General features: G+C 37.6%; 13 protein-coding genes. 4 read left to right on the top strand and 9 right to left on the bottom strand.

Annotated features, from left to right (window positions below):
- Positions 1 to 24 precede the first annotated feature (24 nt).
- Positions 25 to 756, bottom strand: a complete 732-nt coding sequence (truC, locus tag PF272_RS00360) for a tRNA pseudouridine(65) synthase TruC (protein WP_271141214.1) — start codon at positions 754 to 756, stop codon at positions 25 to 27.
- A complete protein-coding gene (locus PF272_RS00355) occupies positions 749 to 1,069 on the bottom strand; it encodes a YqcC family protein (RefSeq protein ID WP_271141213.1) in 321 nt (106 codons plus the stop codon). The genes truC and PF272_RS00355 overlap by 8 nt, the downstream gene beginning before the upstream one ends.
- Positions 1,070 to 1,156: 87 nt before the next feature.
- On the opposite strand from PF272_RS00355, the gene PF272_RS00350 reads away from it, so the two are divergent.
- From PF272_RS00350 to ppnN, 3 genes are read left to right on the top strand one after another with little or no spacing between them, the layout of a single operon-like run.
- Positions 1,157 to 1,951 carry a DUF2310 family Zn-ribbon-containing protein gene (locus tag PF272_RS00350; RefSeq protein ID WP_271141212.1) on the top strand — a complete coding sequence of 265 codons (795 nt, stop codon included), beginning with the start codon at positions 1,157 to 1,159 and terminating at the stop codon, positions 1,949 to 1,951.
- 24 nt (positions 1,952 to 1,975) lie between these two features.
- Positions 1,976 to 2,824 (top strand): NADPH-dependent 7-cyano-7-deazaguanine reductase QueF, encoded by an 849-nt coding sequence (queF, locus tag PF272_RS00345; RefSeq protein ID WP_271141211.1) that lies wholly within the window; start codon positions 1,976 to 1,978, stop codon positions 2,822 to 2,824.
- A gap of 14 nt (positions 2,825 to 2,838) precedes the next feature.
- Positions 2,839 to 4,209 carry a nucleotide 5'-monophosphate nucleosidase PpnN gene (gene ppnN / locus PF272_RS00340; RefSeq protein WP_271141210.1) on the top strand — a complete coding sequence of 457 codons (1,371 nt, stop codon included), beginning with the start codon at positions 2,839 to 2,841 and terminating at the stop codon, positions 4,207 to 4,209.
- Positions 4,210 to 4,334: 125 nt separating this feature from the next.
- On the opposite strand, the gene PF272_RS00335 is transcribed toward ppnN, so the two are convergent.
- The 6 genes from PF272_RS00335 to PF272_RS00310 all read right to left on the bottom strand — a co-directional run bounded on the left by PF272_RS00335 (position 4,335) and on the right by PF272_RS00310 (position 10,586).
- A complete protein-coding gene (locus PF272_RS00335; protein WP_413789409.1) occupies positions 4,335 to 4,820 on the bottom strand; it encodes a C40 family peptidase in 486 nt (161 codons plus the stop codon).
- 172 nt (positions 4,821 to 4,992) lie between these two features.
- Positions 4,993 to 5,289, bottom strand: a complete 297-nt coding sequence (locus PF272_RS00330; protein WP_065234638.1) for an integration host factor subunit alpha — start codon at positions 5,287 to 5,289, stop codon at positions 4,993 to 4,995.
- Between the two features lie 3 nt (positions 5,290 to 5,292).
- Positions 5,293 to 7,680: a phenylalanine--tRNA ligase subunit beta gene (pheT, locus tag PF272_RS00325; RefSeq protein WP_271141208.1), complete on the bottom strand. Its 2,388-nt coding sequence runs from the start codon at positions 7,678 to 7,680 to the stop codon at positions 5,293 to 5,295.
- 21 nt (positions 7,681 to 7,701) lie between these two features.
- A complete protein-coding gene (gene pheS, locus PF272_RS00320; RefSeq protein ID WP_271141207.1) occupies positions 7,702 to 8,685 on the bottom strand; it encodes a phenylalanine--tRNA ligase subunit alpha in 984 nt (327 codons plus the stop codon).
- 244 nt (positions 8,686 to 8,929) lie between these two features.
- Complete coding sequence (locus tag PF272_RS00315) at positions 8,930 to 9,610, bottom strand: TIGR01621 family pseudouridine synthase (protein ID WP_271141206.1); 681 nt, start codon at positions 9,608 to 9,610, stop codon at positions 8,930 to 8,932.
- Positions 9,603 to 10,586 (bottom strand): aldo/keto reductase, encoded by a 984-nt coding sequence (locus PF272_RS00310; protein WP_271141205.1) that lies wholly within the window; start codon positions 10,584 to 10,586, stop codon positions 9,603 to 9,605. The genes PF272_RS00315 and PF272_RS00310 overlap by 8 nt, the downstream gene beginning before the upstream one ends.
- A gap of 751 nt (positions 10,587 to 11,337) precedes the next feature.
- On the opposite strand from PF272_RS00310, the gene PF272_RS00305 reads away from it, so the two are divergent.
- Positions 11,338 to 12,702: an L-cystine transporter gene (locus tag PF272_RS00305; protein ID WP_271141204.1), complete on the top strand. Its 1,365-nt coding sequence runs from the start codon at positions 11,338 to 11,340 to the stop codon at positions 12,700 to 12,702.
- A gap of 67 nt (positions 12,703 to 12,769) precedes the next feature.
- On the opposite strand, the gene PF272_RS00300 is transcribed toward PF272_RS00305, so the two are convergent.
- Positions 12,770 to 15,277: a glycogen/starch/alpha-glucan phosphorylase gene (locus PF272_RS00300; RefSeq protein WP_271141203.1), complete on the bottom strand. Its 2,508-nt coding sequence runs from the start codon at positions 15,275 to 15,277 to the stop codon at positions 12,770 to 12,772.
- Positions 15,278 to 15,355 lie beyond the last annotated feature (78 nt).

Here is a 15,355-nt window from a genome sequence, read left to right as displayed (position 1 = left end):
AATCACGTTTTTTTAGCAAAAGGGTTAGGGTTTTGCATAAAAAATATTCTTTATTTTCAGGAAGTTTTGATCTAATGGTGCGACAATTTCTAACTTTTGTTTAGTAATTGGATGAAATAGTGTCAAACTTTCAGAATGTAATAATAAGCGGTTTACCGCAAAATAATCAGCAAAAGCCCTATTTTGGTGCAAATCCCCATATTGTGTATCGCCAATAATGGGGTGGAAAATATGCTTTAGATGGCGTCTTAATTGGTGTTTACGCCCTGTATGAGGTGTTAGTTGAACTAAACTATAACGTGCTGTTGGATAACGCCCAACTTGCAGAGGCAATTCCATTGTTGCCAGACTACGATAATCAGAGATCGCTTGTTGTGCTTCTTTATCTACACGCGCAAATTTATCTGCAATTTTATCAAGTTTCGACTTTAATGGATAATCAATACGGTCTTTTCCTCGTAAATAACCTCGTACAACCGCTAAATAGCGCTTCTCTACCAATTTGTTTTCAAATTGTAGGCACATTTGCGTTGCTATTTCACTATTTAATGCAAACAGCAATACCCCTGACGTAGGACGATCTAAACGATGAATCGGAAAAACATATTGACCAATTTGATCACGTAACCTTTGCATAACAAATTCTGTTTCGTGTTTATCTAGCCAACTGCGGTGTACTAACATTCCTGCTGGTTTATTCACTGCAATTAAATGCTCGTCTTGATACAAAATTTCTAATGGTTGTGGCTTATCCATTGGTTAATAACACCTCAATTTTTTGGATTGGAACCAATAATCTTGGTAGATGAGGATGTTCTTTTAAGGCTTCTTCTAAGTAAGGGGTAATAGCAATTGCCGTTGGTAATGGTGCATCTGCTTCAATTAAAGCCAATATTCTTGGAATAAAAATCCATTGTAACCACTCGGTTGCTTCCATGGTATCCACGGCAAAAGGTTGCTGGCTGGCAAAAGCTGATTCGGCAGGTGGCTGCTGTTGCCATAATTGATGTTGTTGCATAATTTGTTGTAATTCATTGAGATAATCCACTAATAAGGCTGTTTTTTGCATAACTCCTCGCATTTTTATGATTAGATATTTAGATTCTTGTCAGAAAAGCATAGTATATGCTCTTTGCTGCATTTATAGGAAAATTTAATGTATTTAACCAAAGTCACGTTTCTGACAGAAAAACAACAGCGTTATGATATTAATCAAGGCTTACATTATTGCAACCAGTTGATTGATGCTTGGCGTTACAATGGGCAAATTATTGGACGAGAAATTCCCGTTACTTATCGTTTTTCTACAGAAGGTTTATTGGTATTTGAGATTAATGTTAATTGTCCAGAAACAACGTCATTAGATCAATGCCACAATAGCGATTTTGTCACACAATCGTTAAATAATTTAAGTAATATTGGGATTTCATTAGATTGCTATGAAGTGTTTGCCATTGATCTGAATTCTGATGAAACCTGTACCACAGTTTCAACAGAAACCGCATTGGTGCTCTACACAAACTACCTAAAAAGTAGCTCACCTGTGTGTAAATTAGATACTCTCGCACCTGTCCCTTTATATCATCTATGTCATGATAATACCCAGTTAGGCATTAACTGTATCAAATGGGAAGAAAACTGGCAGGCTTGCGATCAATTACAGATGAATGGCGATATCTTAGTTGATGACAGCGTACGACAAATTAGTGATTTTGATCGTGTATTGACGACACAAGGCTATACATTACGCCAACAGCTTGAACAACATTTACAACGGCCTGTTTATTATTATCTTTATCGCGTAAATGGTGAAAATCTACAACAAGAATTAAATCGTTGTTGTCCTTGTTGTGGGAAAAGTTGGCGATTAGAACAACCAATCGCAATTTTTAATTTTAAATGCGATGATTGTCGCTTAGTGTCAAATATTGCTTGGGAATTACAACCATAAAACATAATAATTATAGGATAAATTATGACTTATTATCAGGATGAAAGTTTATCTCACTTAACCTTAGGCAAAAAAACAGGTTATGCCGATCAATATCAACCGGATTTATTACAGCCTGTTCCACGCCGTTTAAATCGACAACAATTAAACATTATTGAACAACAACCTTTCGATCAAGGTGCAGATATTTGGACGCTATATGAACTTTCGTGGCTCAACAGCAAAGGCGTGCCACAAGTTGCAATCGCAGATGTTTATCTCGATTTTCGTAGTGAAAACTTAATTGAATCAAAGAGTTTCAAGCTCTATTTAAATAGCTTTAATCAAACTCATTTTCCGGATATGGAAACTGTTCGTGCAACGATTGAAAAAGATTTGCGTCAGTGTGCAAAGGGAGAGGCTAAAGTTGTGATTCATACCTTAGATCACTATTCCCAACAGCCTATTGCTTGCTTCTCGGGAGTTAATCTTGATCAACAAGATATTACTATTGATAACTATCAGTTTAATCCCGATTTATTAGCAGACTGTGTTAAAACAAGTGATTCTGTGGTCGAAGAAACACTGGTCAGCCATCTATTAAAATCAAATTGTTTAATTACCCAACAGCCAGACTGGGGAAGTGTACAGATTCATTATGTTGGGCATCCGATTAATCGTGAAAAGCTATTACGTTATTTAATTTCTTTCCGTCAACATAATGAATTTCATGAACAATGTGTTGAGCGTATTTTCTGTGATTTAATGCGTTATGCTCGTCCAGAAAAATTAACGGTTTACGCTCGTTATACTCGCCGTGGTGGCCTAGATATTAATCCGTTTCGTTCAAATTTCGAACTATTACCAGAAAATTTACGTCTAGCTCGCCAATAATTTAGGAGGAAGTGATGAGTATTTATTATATTAATCCTCGAGGAAGTATGGATCAGCTTTCTCATCTTGAAGTTGCTCGTTTAAAACAGGGCGCTGAAGGCGATCTTTACCCTTTATATCGTAACTGTTCATTAGCTGTTTTAAATTCAGGCGCTGTAACCGATAATAGCCGAGAATTACTTGGGCAATACCCTGATTTTGCGATTAATCTTTGTGCTCGTGAACGTGGAATCGCGTTAGAATTACATAATCCACCTGCAAGTGCCTTTGTTGATGATAAAATTATTCGCAATATTCAATACCATTTATTTGCGGTATTACGCGATATTATTTTTGCTCAGCTTAATCAAGAACGTTTCCGTGGTGCTTATTTACCACAAGCCGAACCAAGCGAACGCATTACCAATCAAGTCTTTTCGATTTTAAGAAATGCTAAAGCCTTACCATTAGGTGAGGATCCTAATTTAGTCGTATGTTGGGGTGGACACTCCATTAACGAAGTCGAATATCAATATTGTCGTGCTGTTGGTTTAGAGCTTGGTTACCGTGAATTAAATGTAGTAACTGGTTGTGGCCCAGGTGTAATGGAAGCACCTATGAAAGGTGCTGCGATCGGTCATGCAAACCAGCGTTTTAAAAGCAGTCGTTTTATTGGCATTACAGAACCGTCCATTATTGCTTCTGAACCGCCAAACCCGATCGTGAATGAATTAATTATTATGCCAGATATTGAAAAACGTTTAGAGGCCTTTACACGACTTGGCCACGTTTTCCTAATATTCCCTGGTGGACCGGGAACTTTCGAGGAATTCCTATTCTTATTAGGGATTAAATTGCATCCTGAAAATCAAGCACAAGAAATTCCATTAATCTTAACTGGACCAGCAGCTTGTGCAGACTATTTCAATGCGATTGATCGTTTTGTTGAAAAAGTTTTAGGTGAAAAAGCTCGCCAACAATATGAAATTATTATTGATAATCCTGTGTTAGTCGCTCGCAAAGCGAAACAAGCAATGGATATCATTAAACAACAACGTTATCAACGAGGCGATTCTTACAGCTTTAACTGGGCAGTAAAAATTGACCCTGTATTACAAGCACCATTTGAACCAACACATCAAGCAATGGCAGCCTTAGATTTACATCTTGACCAACCATTAATGGATCTTGTGTCTAATCTACGCCGTGCATTTTCTGGTATTGTTGCTGGAAATATTAAACCTGATACGATTGATGAAGTGGAAAAACACGGTGTATTTAAATTACATGGTGATCCAATGGTGTTAGAACAGATGGAAATTTTATTAAAATCCTTTGTTGCTCAACATCGGATGAAATTACCAAGTGCAGAAGAGTATGTACCTTGTTATGAAATTGTGAGGTAATCTGTCCCTCTTCAGCTCACCGATTGAAGAGGGGAAGCTTGGAAAAGTGGTTAGGTTATACTTCCATAATACGAGTAAAAAAAAGAATTCGCCCTTTACTTTAGGGCGAAACCTAAATACTAAGATTATAAACGGCGAACTTGCCAGAAAGCCTTGCTCCAATATGGGTTATTTAACGAGGAATAAATTACCCCGCCAGATGTGGAAGCGTGTAAGAATTGATTATTTTTCACATAAATACCGACATGATATCCATTTGGGCCTCTACCTGTTTTGAAGAAAACCAGATCACCCGTTTGAATATCTTCAAGCGGTACTCTTATCCCCACTTGCGATTGTGCGGTAGTCGTTCTCGGCAGCTGAATAGAAAAACGATCAGCAAAAGTACGCATCACAAACCCCGAACAATCAACACCACTACGAGTATTGCCACCAATTCGATAAGGTGTTCGATACCACTCTCGCTGCTGTTCACTCAGCTGTGCCATGGTATAGATAGGATCAGGCATACGACTATGATAGTTACGTTGATAGCTTGAACACGCCACCAAACTTAATATAAAAATTGCAACTAATCCTGCTTTTAAAGAAGAGGTTATTTTTACTAACACGTTACTTCTCCATGCTAAAACCATGTTGAAAATATAGTCGTTTAATTTCAAAGGAATACTAAATTACATCGCCTCGCCATATTATTGTCTTCGGCTTGTTGTCTTATCTTATCTTGAGCTTAAACGAGTATAAAAAAAGTATTCCTACACAAGTAGGAATACTTTTTACGAATTAGCTTTTTGGCTTCGATTTCTCTACTCTCGCCCGTAATTTTTGCCCTGCCTTAAATACGACAACTCGGCGTGCAGTAATGGGTACATATTCCCCAGTTTTTGGATTACGCCCTGGACGAGGGGTTTTATCACGCAGTTCAAAATTGCCAAAACCAGAGAGCTTTACATCCTCTCCTGATTCTAATGCAGCACGAATTTCTTCAAAAAATGACTCAACTAATGCTTTGGCATCATTTTTATTTAAGTCAAATTTTGCAATTAAATTTTCAGCGAGTTCTACTTTTGTTAACGTCATAGATTAATCTCTCAAATAAGCATTTAACTTCTCTTTCAATGCAGACAACACGGCATTCACCACTGCTGAAATATCCTCATCACTTAATGTTTTTTCTTTATCTTGCAACACTAAGCTAATTGCCAAGCTCTTCGTTCCTTCTGCGACACCCGGACCTTGGTAAACGTCAAATAAATTAATTTGCGTTAATTGAGCACCTGCAGCTTCACGACACACAGCTAATACACTATCTGCTGCAATATCTTCCGCGACAATAATTGCTAAATCACGACGATTTGCTGGGAAACGGGAAATTTCTTTGGCTTGAATTACATCTTTATGTGCAATCTTATTCCATAATACTTCAAACACAACCACTTTACCGTTTAAATCAAGACGTTGTGCAACACGAGGGTGAATTGTTCCGATAAAACCAATTTCCTCGCCATCAAGCATAATTGCTGCTGATTGCCCCGGATGTAATGCAGGATAAGATTTTGCAATAAATTTAATATTTTTTCCAGCATTAGTCAGATCAAAAATACTTTCTAAATCCCCTTTTAAATCAAAAAAATCAACACTTTCTGATTTAGTTGCCCAATGCTCTGGATGACGAGTTCCTGTAATTACCCCACCAATCACAAACTCCTGACGCACACCAATTTCTGCATTGCTATCTGGTACAAAACGCAATCCTGCTTCAAATAAACGAATACGTGATTGTTGGCGATTTTGGTTATAAGCCACTGCACCAAGTAATCCACTAAGTAAAGAAACACGCATTGCTGACATTTCTACTGAAATTGGATTTGGCAATACTAATGCTTCTTGTTGAGGATGTAATAAAGATTGTACTTTAGGATCAACAAAGCTATATGTAATTGCTTCTTGATAATCATGTTCAACAAAAGCCGTTTTGATTCGGCTTAATGACACATCAGACTCTTTATGTTCACGCATCATTAAATGTGCTAATGGTGCATTATTTGGAATGGTGTTATAGCCATAAATACGTGCCACTTCTTCGATCAAATCTTCTTCAATTTCAATATCAAAACGCCAACTTGTTGGAATTACTGACCAAACATTATCCGCGAAACTGACTTGGAAACCTAAGCGTTGGAAAATATCAGTGACAGTTTCTGTTGGAATAACGTGTCCTAATAGACTATCTAATTTTTCACGACGTAAGGTAACTGGTTTTAATTTTGGTAAAAATTCTTCGCTTGCAACTTCGCAAATTTCTCCAGCTTCACCGCCACAAATTTCGAGTAATAACGCTGTGGCACGTTCCATTGCATAGCGTTGTAATTCAAAATCTACGCCACGTTCATAACGGTGTGAAGCATCAGTATGTAATCCATATTGTCTTGCACGACCTGTAATTGCTAATGGTGCAAAGAATGCAGATTCTAAAATAACATTGGTTGTATTTTCATTCACACCACTGGCTTCACCACCAAAAATCCCTGCCATTGCTAATGGACCTTTTTGATCAGCAATTAACAGTGTATTCTCTTTTAATTCTGCTGTGGAACCATCTAACAACACCAAAGTTTCACCCGCTTTCGCCATTCTAACTTGGATTGGTTGTGTCACTTTATCTGCATCAAATGCGTGCATTGGCTGACCTAATTCCAATAAGATATAGTTGGTAATATCTACTACTGGATCGATAGAACGGATACCACAACGGCGTAATTTTTCTTGCATCCAAATTGGGGTTCTTGCTTTCACATTAACATTTTTTACCATACGTAATAGATAACGTGGGCAAGCTTCTGGTGCTTGTAGATCAATCGCAACTTTATCGCTAATTGTGGCATTAACTGGTGTAAATTGTAATGGATTCAGTTCCGCCTGATTAACTACTGCAACTTCACGTGCGATACCGCGAATACTTAAGCAATCAGCACGATTTGGCGTTAAGCTAATTTCAATCGCTTGATCGTTTAAATTAAAGTATTCACGTAAATCCATTCCTATTGGTGCATCTGCTGGTAACTCGATAATGCCGTCACCGTCCGTAGAAATCGCAAGTTCAGCGTAAGAACAAAGCATTCCTTCTGATGGCTGACCACGTAATTTGGCTTTTTTAATTTTAAAATCACCCGGTAAAACTGCACCAACTTTGGCACAAGCCACTTTTAAGCCTTTACGGCAGTTTGGAGCACCACAAACAATATCTAATAACTCACCTGTTCCTACATCAACTTTGGTAACTCGTAATTTATCTGCGTCTGGATGTTGTGCACATTCAACCACTTCACCCACAACGACATTGCTAAATTCACCTGCAACGGGTTCTACGCCATCAACTTCTAGCCCAAGCATCGTAATTTGATCGCATAATTGTTCTGTTGTAATCGCAGGATTAACCCATTCTCTCAGCCAAGATTCATTGAATTTCATTTAAGTTATCTCCCCTGCAAATTAGTTAAATTGTTTTAAGAAACGTAGATCATTTTCAAAGAAAGAACGTAAGTCAGTGACATTGTAACGTAACATAGTTAAACGCTCGACTCCCATACCTACTGCAAATCCAGAATACTCATTCGGATCAATGCCTACATTGCGTAATACATTTGGATGTACCATTCCGCAACCTAGTACTTCTAGCCATTTACCATTTTTACTCATCACATCCACTTCAGCCGAAGGCTCGGTAAATGGGAAGTAAGATGGACGGAAACGGACTTGTAGATCTTCTTCAAAGAAGTTACGTAAGAAATCGTGTAATAATCCTTTTAACTCTGTGAAATTTGCTTTTTTATCTACAAATAACAGCTCAATTTGATGGAACATTGGGGTATGAGTTTGGTCGTAATCGTTACGATATACACGACCTGGTGCAATAATACGGATTGGTGGACGTTGTTTTTCCATAGTGCGAATTTGCACACCTGACGTTTGGGTACGTAATAAACGTTCTGCATCAAACCAGAAAGTATCGTGATCTGCACGAGCTGGGTGATGTGCTGGAATATTTAACGCATCAAAATTATAGTGATCGGTCTCAATTTCCGGACCTGTTTCTACCGCAAAACCTAACTCAGAGAAGAATTTCACCACACGTTCAATCGTTAATGAAACTGGATGTAAGCCGCCATTTTCAGTTTTACGTCCCGGTAAACTCACATCAATACGTTCTTTTGCGAGTTTAGCATTTAACTCTGCTTCTTCTAACTCAGCTTTTCTTGCATTTAACGCAGTTTGTGCAGCTTGTTTCGCTTCATTAATTTTTGCTCCAACAGCTGGGCGCTCATCTGCAGGCACATCTCTTAATCCTTGCATTAAGAGGGTATAAGGCCCTTTCTTACCGAAGTATTCAACACGAATTGCTTCAAGTGCCTTACCATCTTCCGCTTTAGCGATAGCCGCTAGGGCTTCTTGGGTAATTTGTTCTAGGTTTTGCATACCTTTCCTCTATAAACTTTAGCTAATTTAATAAGACGTTCAAAAATAGTCATAAAAAAAGCCTCCATAATTAGGGAGGCTTGTCAGTTTAATTTGGCAAGAATTTAGTTAAACCAATCGCCTCTTAGAAACTAAGAGCTAAAAAATCGGAAACTAAACATACACATTGACATCATTAAACTGTTTTGAAATTGGTTAAAAGTGGAATAATGATAATACTAAAGACTTAAAAAATCACGTTTTATTATCTAATTTCTGCAATTTCTTGCGCAACAATTTGTGTCATTTGTAATTTCACCGATTCCCGCATAAATTCCCCCTCTTCTGGTAAACATGAACAGCAAAAAAATTGATCATAGAAATAAAACGCTAACACCGCAGAATGTAAATGACAACGTCCTGTATATTGCTTATTCCCATACAGTGGATCGCCTAAAATAGGGCTTCCTAAACTTTTCATTGCGACCCGTAATTGATGAGTTTTTCCTGTTTGTGGTTTCAACACAAATAGGCGTAATTTACTTTCACAACTTACTGAATAAAAACGAGTAATTGCTGGGTGTAGCTGTTCTGGTGTTAATTTCCACATCCCTCGCCGAGTACGCACCATATCACCACGAATTAGCCCTTGTTTTTTCTTTGGCTTATTTTCTGCTAATGCAAAATAGATTTTTTTAACCTGATGTTCGGCAAAAAGCGTTGATAACTCTGCCGCCGCCTCTTTATTTAACGCCAGTAATAACAAACCAGATGTTGTTTTATCAAGACGATGAACGAGCCAAACATGTTCAACATTGAGCTGTTTGGCTACTAAAGTGGTTAAACCAATCGCATTGTCATCTTTATGCACACTGATCCCTTGTGGCTTATTAATCACCACAAAATCAGCATTTTGATACACAATAGGAAACACAATCTCACTCATGACGTTTTCTTGGAATAACACTCGTTAATGGATGCGGAAGATAAAGCTCTTCCAAATAAGCAACATCTTCGTTACTTAATACAAAATCTACTGCCTTTACGGCATCCATAAAATGCGACACTTTAGTTGCACCCACAATCGGTGCGGTAACACCGCGTTTAAAATGCCAAGACAAGGCAATCTCTGTCATAGACACGCCATAACGTTCAGCTAATTCCGCAACACGCTGCACAATTAATAAATCGTTTTCTTTATTACGATCGTATTTTGCTTTGGCCATTTTATCTGTTTGACTACGCAGAGAATCACTATCCCATGTTTTACGCGTTAAATGCCCGCCCGCTAATGGTGAATAAGGAATCAAAGAAACACCATATTGCTCTGCTACGGGGATTAACTCGCGTTCATCTTCTCGATAAAGTAAGTTGTAATGATTTTGTAAGGTTGAGAACAGCGTCCAGCCATTCTTCTCTGCTGCAATTTGCATATTATGGAACTGATAGCCATACATAGCAGAAGCCCCAATTGCTCTGACTTTTCCTGCCACAATAAGCTGATGTAAAGCTTCCATTGTTTCTTCAATAGGCGTGTTGTAATCAAAACGGTGAATTTGATAAAGATCGAGATAATCTGTGCCTAACCGCTGCAAGGTTAAATCAATTTCTCGGTTAATTGCTTGCCGCGAAAGTGCGCCTTCATTAAAAAAAACTTTTGAGGCTAATACGACTTTTTCTCTGGCGACACCTAATTGTTTTAATGCGGTACCTAAATACTCTTCACTGGTACCATGTGAATAACAATTTGCGGTATCAAAAAAATTTACGCCACATTCAATAGCCTGTTTAATCATCGCGGTAGTTTGTTGTTGATCTAATGTCCACAGATGAAAATCTTCTGATGGTTTTCCATAAGACATACAACCAACACAAATGCGAGATACTTCAATCTCCGTATTTCCCAATTTAGTATATTTCATCCTATCCTCACTTTCTTTATTACAGTCAGCTTAATGTAATTTGAGCCTACTTAGCATACTGCTCATCGCTATTAGATACTAGTCTGCTAACACAAAAATTTTTTAATTTTGGTAAAATGCTTGCACAGATTTTCTCAATAAAATCAATCTCTTTTTTTATAAAAATTTTTGAGCTAAGGATTGCATCAATTGGCTTCTTGGTGAATTATAATTTTGTTCTAACTAGCATTTAGGTTTCGCCCTAAAGGGCGACTTCATTTTATTCGCAAGCAAGCTTGCTCACTCTAACGAGCCGTTGCAAGCAACGTTCAAAAAGCTATCGCTTTTTGTCTTTACTTGTGTAAAGAAAACGAAGCAAAAGACAATGCAAAGCGTTGAATGTTGCTGAAAGCAACAGCCCGAAGGGTGAGCGAAGCGAATAAACACACCCTCGCACACTTGCTACTCCTCATTCCAATAAGATTTTGCCGCCCGGAAAATCTTATTTGCATTCGGGCAAGTGTGAGAGGGAACCCATTACACATTTATTAAGATTTGTGATTAATTTTAGGTTTGTCAACAGTCTAAGCTAAATCTTCTAATAGATTTAGCTTATTTCTCACCAACTCCATTTTGCTCACATCCCAAATAACACTATCTTCTCTCTTATAATGAAATGTCATAATGAAGTGTTAAATAACTGTTGCTATAATCTCAGCGAATTTTCAATTCACTATGCTTAAAAATTTTTATATCAATGGGGTAACTCTTCATGTTAAGTACTATTATTAATCTAATTATCTTTATTGGCCTATTATGGCTGGTAGGCATTTATTTCAAACGTTCTGATAATCTATCGCGTACTGTATTAGTCGGATTGGTTATCGGAGTAATCTTCGGTGGCGTACTACAACTTATCTATAAAATTGATTCCCCAGTACTCGCTGAAACTATTAATTGGCTCAATATTGTTGGTAATGGTTATGTGCGTTTGCTACAAATGATTGTGATGCCTTTAGTTTTTGTTTCAATTCTTTCTGCTATTTCACGTCTGCATGATGCGAGTTCCCTTGGTAAAATTAGCTTTAGTGTACTCTCTATTCTATTAGTTACCACAGCGATTGCCGCGATCATTGGGATAGCCATGACCAACCTATTCCATCTTTCTGCTGAAGGATTAACATCAGGAGCACGTGAACTTGCTGCGAATGAAAAAGTACTCGGTCGTGCGGCGCAACTTGATGGATTAACTATTCCAAGTATGATCCTTTCATTTATTCCAAAAAATCCATTTGCTGAATTAACTGGGGCTAATCCAACCTCAATTATTAGTGTCGTGATTTTTTCTGCTTTCTTAGGTGTAGCAATTCTCACAATTCGTAAAAAAGATGAATCCTTATCAGAACGCATTGCTCAAGGCGTTGATACATTAAACAAATTAATTATGGCATTAGTTCGAGTTGTGATTCGTTTAACACCTTATGGTGTCCTTGCTTTAATGACGAAAGTTGTCGCAAGCTCTAGTTTAGCGGATATTATTAACTTAGCTGGTTTTGTTGTCGCTTCCTACTTGGCGATTATTTTAATGTTCTTCGTTCATGGATTGTTACTTTCTTTGTTTAAAGTTAATCCGATTCGTTATTATCAAAAAGTCTCACCTACCCTATTATTTGCCTTCACTTCTCGTTCAAGTGCAGCCACAATTCCGTTAAATATTGAAACCCAAATCAATAAATTAGGCGTATCAAGTGCGATTGCTAATTTCTCCGCTTCCTTCGGTGCTACGATTGGTCAAAATGGTTGTGCAGGGATTTATCCTGCGATGTTAGCAGTGATGGTTGCGCCAACAGTGGGCATTGACCCGACTTCAATCAATTTCTTAGCCACTTTAGTGTTAGTCGTTACCATTTCTTCATTTGGTATCGCTGGTGTTGGTGGTGGTGCAACATTTGCGGCGATTATTGTACTTTCGACTATGGGATTACCATTAACCTTAGTCGGTTTATTAATCTCAATTGAACCTTTAATTGATATGGGACGCACTGCATTAAATGTAAATGGTGCAATGACAGCAGGTACAATTTCTAGCCGTATTCTAAAACAAGCTGATGAGCGTACTTTTGCTGAACAAAATTAGATATTTGAAGATTAAGAAGGCAGTCCATAGGGACTGCCTTTTTTCATAGATTTTTAAATGACATTAATTAAATTTTTTCTGGAAGTTCATCTTCAAAGACACAGTTCTCTGCTTCATAAACTTCTTTGTCATAACTTAATAATGGTCCTACTTTCCAGATATTTTCCGCATAATCAATAATTGAGCGGTCTGAAGAGAAATAACCCATATTAGCCGTATTAATTAATGCTGATTTCGCCCACGCTTGTGGATTGCGATAATGTTGATCCACTTGTTTTTGGATTTCTACATAAGAACGGAAATCCGCCATCACTTGATAATAATCGCTGAACAGATTCAATTCATTTTGATAACGCATTGGTTCTTGTGGCGAGAAACGTCCTGTCGTAATTTGCTGCACAATTTCGTGTAATTGTGGATCTTTTTCAAAGAATTCAAACGGTGAATACCCTCTTGCTCGCAATGCTTCCACTTGTTCTACAGTATTACCAAAAATGAATACATTTTCTTGGCCTACCATATTCAAGATTTCTACATTAGCACCATCTAATGTTCCTACTGTCAGTGCACCGTTTAATGCAAATTTCATATTACTGGTTCCTGATGCTTCAGTTCCTGCTAATGAAATTTGTTCAGAAAGATCCGCTGCCGGAATAATAATTTGTGCCAAACTTACACCATAGTTAGGAATAAATACCACTTTAATTAAATCACGTACTCGACCATCATTATTGATAACTTGAGCAACATCATTGATTAAATTAATAATTTTCTTCGCTGTATGATAAGCACTTGCTGCTTTTCCGGCGAAAATAAAGACTCTTGGTGTCCAATCTGCATCTGGATTTTGTAAAATTTGGTTATAACGATAAATGATGTGTAATACATTCAATAATTGACGTTTATATTCGTGAATACGTTTCACTTGTACGTCAAATAAGGCATGTGGATTAACCTCAATCCCAAGATGGCTCTTAATGTAATCAGCTAAACGCTGTTTATTTTCAAATTTCACGCGTTGGAAATCTTGTAAGAAACTTTGATCATCGGCAAATTGATTCAATTTGCTTAACTCTTCAAGATCCTTACGCCATGCCTTACCAATACGACTATCAATTAATGATGATAATCCCGGATTCGCAATCGCCAACCAACGACGAGGCGTTACCCCATTAGTGACATTGGTAAAACGATCTGGATAAATTTTAGCAAAATCAGCAAAAATTGATTTCACCATTAAGTCAGAGTGGATTTTCGCCACGCCATTGATCTTATATGAACCGATCACCGCTAACCAAGCCATCCGCACACGGCGTCCATTATCTTCATCAATAATAGACACACGGCGAATCACATCCTCACCATAACCTTTCGCACGAAGATCATTTAAGAAGTATTCATTAATTTCTAAGATAATTTGTAAATGGCGAGGTAAGATTGTACCTAACATCTCGATTGGCCAAGTTTCTAATGCTTCGCTCATCAAAGTATGGTTGGTATAAGAGAAGATCTTACAGCACATTTCCCACGCTTGAATCCATTCGTAGCCATGTTCATCAATTAATAGACGCATTAATTCAGGAATGGCTAATACTGGGTGAGTATCATTTAAGTGGATTGCGACTTTATCGGCTAAATTATCTAAATTATCAAAAATATCGAGATGACGACGTAAAATATCTTGTACTGACGCAGATGTTAAGAAATACTCTTGACGTAAACGTAATTCACGGCCTGCGGTTGTTGAGTCATCTGGATATAAAACACGAGAAACGTTTTCTGAGAAATTTTGTTTCTCCATCGCGGCAAAATAGTCACCACGGTTAAAATCATTAAGACTAAAGGCATCACTAGATTGAGCTGACCATAAACGAAGTGTGTTAGCAATGTCATTGTCATAACCAGGGATTAATTGGTCATAACCTAATGCCAGCACTTCATCAGACGGTTTCCAGATACATTTATTGTTTTCGTAATAAATTTGTCCACCAAAACGAATTGGAATTTTTTTACTTGGACGGTTATATTCCCATGCAATATTTTGTGCTAACCAACCATCTGGTTTTTCGACTTGACGACCGTTTTCAATTTCTTGTTTAAACATACCGTAGTCATAGCGAATACCATAACCAGTTGCGGGAATACGAAGGGTCGCTAAACTATCTAAGAAACAAGCTGCTAAGCGGCCTAAACCACCATTTCCTAAACCCGGATCTTCTTCTTGGTTTAGGATTGCATCAAAATCTAAGCCTAATTCAGTAAAGGCTTGTTTCATTGCTTCATAGACATTTTCTGCAATCAGTGCGTTGCTGAAAGCACGCCCCATTAAGAATTCCATAGACAAATAATAGACACGACGTGATTTTTCATGTTTGATCGCACGGCGAGTATGTAAACGAGATTGTGCACTTAAATCACGTACTGTATAAAGCGCTGCATTTAACCAATTAGTTAATTTTGCTTCTGAAGGTTCGCAGCATAGATTGTAAATCAATTTTGAAACGATAGTTGCTTTGAGGGATTCAACATCTCTGGCAGGTGCATTATAGGTAAATTTAATTTTATTTGATGGCATTTTTGATCTCCAATAGGAAAATAGCAAATTTTGCGGCGGGTATCCTATGTTATTTTGTTGATTTTTTCAATGAAAAAT

Origin of the sequence: Gallibacterium faecale (genome assembly GCF_027920745.1) — a bacterium.
In the GTDB taxonomy this organism is placed as follows: domain Bacteria; phylum Pseudomonadota; class Gammaproteobacteria; order Enterobacterales; family Pasteurellaceae; genus Gallibacterium; species Gallibacterium faecale.
Note: the sequence above shows the minus strand (reverse complement) of the source record. Positions and strands in the feature narration are given on the sequence as shown.

Excerpts from the sequence above, each read along its gene's own strand:
- PF272_RS00330 (WP_065234638.1), bottom strand. The coding sequence starts at position 5,289 with ATGACGTTAACAAAAGTAGAACTCGCTGAAAATTTAATTGCAAAATTT.
- PF272_RS00355 (WP_271141213.1), bottom strand. The coding sequence starts at position 1,069 with ATGCAAAAAACAGCCTTATTAGTGGATTATCTCAATGAATTACAACAA.
- pheT (WP_271141208.1), bottom strand. The coding sequence starts at position 7,680 with ATGAAATTCAATGAATCTTGGCTGAGAGAATGGGTTAATCCTGCGATT.
- truC (WP_271141214.1), bottom strand. The coding sequence starts at position 756 with ATGGATAAGCCACAACCATTAGAAATTTTGTATCAAGACGAGCATTTA.
- PF272_RS00310 (WP_271141205.1), bottom strand. The coding sequence starts at position 10,586 with ATGAAATATACTAAATTGGGAAATACGGAGATTGAAGTATCTCGCATT.
- PF272_RS00315 (WP_271141206.1), bottom strand. The coding sequence starts at position 9,610 with ATGAGTGAGATTGTGTTTCCTATTGTGTATCAAAATGCTGATTTTGTG.
- ppnN (WP_271141210.1), top strand. The coding sequence starts at position 2,839 with ATGAGTATTTATTATATTAATCCTCGAGGAAGTATGGATCAGCTTTCT.
- queF (WP_271141211.1), top strand. The coding sequence starts at position 1,976 with ATGACTTATTATCAGGATGAAAGTTTATCTCACTTAACCTTAGGCAAA.
- PF272_RS00350 (WP_271141212.1), top strand. The coding sequence starts at position 1,157 with ATGTATTTAACCAAAGTCACGTTTCTGACAGAAAAACAACAGCGTTAT.
- pheS (WP_271141207.1), bottom strand. The coding sequence starts at position 8,685 with ATGCAAAACCTAGAACAAATTACCCAAGAAGCCCTAGCGGCTATCGCT.
- PF272_RS00305 (WP_271141204.1), top strand. The coding sequence starts at position 11,338 with ATGTTAAGTACTATTATTAATCTAATTATCTTTATTGGCCTATTATGG.
- PF272_RS00300 (WP_271141203.1), bottom strand. The coding sequence starts at position 15,277 with ATGCCATCAAATAAAATTAAATTTACCTATAATGCACCTGCCAGAGAT.